The organism is Bartonella sp. TT29SHDZB, from assembly GCF_042193395.1.
Taxonomy (GTDB): domain Bacteria; phylum Pseudomonadota; class Alphaproteobacteria; order Rhizobiales; family Rhizobiaceae; genus Bartonella.
Genome location: NZ_JBHILQ010000072.1, coordinates 1 through 2,289, shown reverse-complemented (window position 1 = coordinate 2,289; position 2,289 = coordinate 1). Strand labels below are relative to the sequence as shown.

Below are 2,289 nucleotides of genomic sequence, written 5' to 3'. Positions count from 1 at the left end.
GATGTTCAATCACGCGACGAGGAAGTTGAAAGACTAACACAAGAGCTTAAACAGCGTGATGAAGCAGTAAAAGCGCCACCTCATAAGAATAAGAAGAGTAAGAAGAAGGGTAAGTGAGGAGAGAAAGATGAGTTTAGTAGCAATTATTACGTTTTTTACTACCAATGCGGTTATGTTCTTTTGTGTTATCGCTATGTTCTTTTTTGTTTTGCTCTATCGCAATAGAGAACAAGAGCTCAAAACAGAACTGAAGGAAAAAGATATATTAATTGTAAAGTTAAATATGTCAATTGAAGAGTTGAAAAAGAAAGTACAAGAAAGAAGAGTTATAGGAACCTTTGGAGGTTATGATTCATGAAAAAGAACAAACTAATAAATACTTTTATCTTCTCACCTTAATAGGTGAGAAGATAAGTAAAACCTAATTCCCAATCTTATAAGATTATCATCGTTGATGACTTAATTTTCGAAAAAAGCTGGGCCAAAAGCGAACTTCAAGTGTTTTATGTGGGTCATATGATGAAGTATGTTCTAAGATAAAGATCGGAACGGATAGTTTATCATGATTTTCTGTTTCTATGGAGCGAATTTTTAATTCCCATCGAAAACTATACCCACCATTCACTGTAAATAGGTCAATTCCTCTTTCTAATACGTTGTTTTGGATGACAGGATTTGTTGTAACGGGAGTTATTAAATCGATACATTTGGGAGATGTTTTAAGAATGCTTCTTGGAGAGCTTTGAGAGTATGGATAAGGAGTTGGATAGAATGCTTGAACGAATTCGAAAGGGCTATTTTCATCTATTCGTATATAGTTCATTTTCATTGGTCGGTCTGTGGGGTTTTTGATGGAAAATTCTATGAGAATACCTTCTGGTGATAGATCTTCAGGTTTAAGATTAAAGATCTCAACTTTCATCTTTGGTCCTAAACCTTCTGCTATGTTTTCTGTCCACAAAGTTTCTAAGGAATTTCTTATCATTTGGGGAAGGTCTTTTTTCAATATACTTTGTCTTTTGAATGTTGCGAGTTCTGTTTCAATGTTATTCAATTTATTGTTCATGTTAATTGTAATGTCAGTTAATTCTACAAAATTTTCTTGCATATTTCTCATATCTCTTTCTCCTCCGCTTTGGGAAAACAGTAATTTTATAAAATACGTTTTGTATGGAGAGGAGCGGTGATTAACACGATTCTTTGTTTTGATCTAGGTACCAAAACGGGGTGGGCGATACGTGGTGCAAGTGGTGACATGTTCAGTGGTACCGTGAATTTTCAATCGCGCCGTTTTGAAGGCGGTGGAATGCGTTATTTGCGTTTTAAACAATGGCTATCAGAAATAAAGCAGACAGCAGGTCAAATTGACGCGGTGTATTTTGAAGAGGTGAGGCGTCATAAAGGTACAGATGCAGCGCATGTTTACGGTGGTTTGTTAGCAACGTTAACGGCGTGGTGTGAACAGCATCAGATACCGTATGAGGGGATACCAGTAAGTACGATTAAGAAAGCGACGACAGGCAAGGGGAATGCGTCGAAAGAAGAGATGATTAAGGCAATGTGTCTTAAAGGACACAAGCCATGTGATGATAATGAAGCAGATGCTTTAGCAATTTTATATTTAGTTAAAGAAAGGGAATTGGGGTATGTCCATTAAATTACCATGGACGAGGCTTTTTGCAGACAAGTGGGCAATAGTTGTTGATTATTTGCCTGCTGTAGAGGGCAATATCTATATGCGATTACGGTTACGTATGTTGCATACTGGTGAACCTCTTTTTTATAATATTAAAGTTTTATCTAATTACACGGGTTATTCAGTGAAGAAGTTTGAAGCGGCACTGAATGTTTTGCTTGAAGAAGGATATTTCATTCGTTTAGCAGATGGTCGCTTGTGGAATTTAGATGTTGAGGAAGAGCTTACTAACTCTCATGAGAGTTTAGAAAAGGTATCAAAAGCATCACGATCAAAGAGATTATCGGAGAGAGCAAAGAAAGCAGCGCAGGCAAGATGGGATAAACATACAACTTATACTTGTGATGCTTGTGATGATGCTCAAGTTACTGAAAATACTGATAAAAACGATGCTAAAGCAATGCTTAATGATGCTAAAACGATGCTTAATGATGCTAAGCATGCTAAGCATGATGCTAAAGCGATGCTTAATGATGCCTATATATATAACAATAACATTAACAATAACAATAACAATAACAATAACAAAAAAAATAAAAATATTATTTTATCAAAAAGAGAAATTGATTTTGAAAATTTAGAAACAAACGATT

Annotated in this window: 4 protein-coding genes; 3 read left to right on the top strand and 1 reads right to left on the bottom strand. The window is 35.5% G+C overall.

The window, feature by feature from the left end; all coding sequences use genetic code 11:
• Window positions 1–127 precede the first annotated feature (127 nt).
• A complete protein-coding gene (locus ACFIJJ_RS09505) occupies window positions 128–358 on the top strand; it encodes a hypothetical protein (protein ID WP_208434686.1) in 231 nt (76 codons plus the stop codon).
• 87 nt (window positions 359–445) lie between these two features.
• On the opposite strand, the gene ACFIJJ_RS09500 is transcribed toward ACFIJJ_RS09505, so the two are convergent.
• A complete protein-coding gene (locus ACFIJJ_RS09500) occupies window positions 446–1,117 on the bottom strand; it encodes a hypothetical protein (protein WP_375621782.1) in 672 nt (223 codons plus the stop codon).
• Window positions 1,118–1,183: 66 nt separating this feature from the next.
• Here ACFIJJ_RS09500 and ACFIJJ_RS09495 point away from each other — a divergent pair, with 66 nt between their 5' ends.
• Together ACFIJJ_RS09495 and ACFIJJ_RS09490 are read left to right on the top strand one after the other, a co-directional pair.
• Complete coding sequence (locus ACFIJJ_RS09495; protein WP_375646768.1) at window positions 1,184–1,657, top strand: crossover junction endodeoxyribonuclease RuvC; 474 nt, start codon at window positions 1,184–1,186, stop codon at window positions 1,655–1,657.
• A partial coding sequence (locus ACFIJJ_RS09490) for a DUF1376 domain-containing protein (RefSeq protein WP_375646767.1) occupies window positions 1,647–2,289 on the top strand: 643 nt, incomplete at its 3' end. The genes ACFIJJ_RS09495 and ACFIJJ_RS09490, both read left to right, overlap by 11 nt.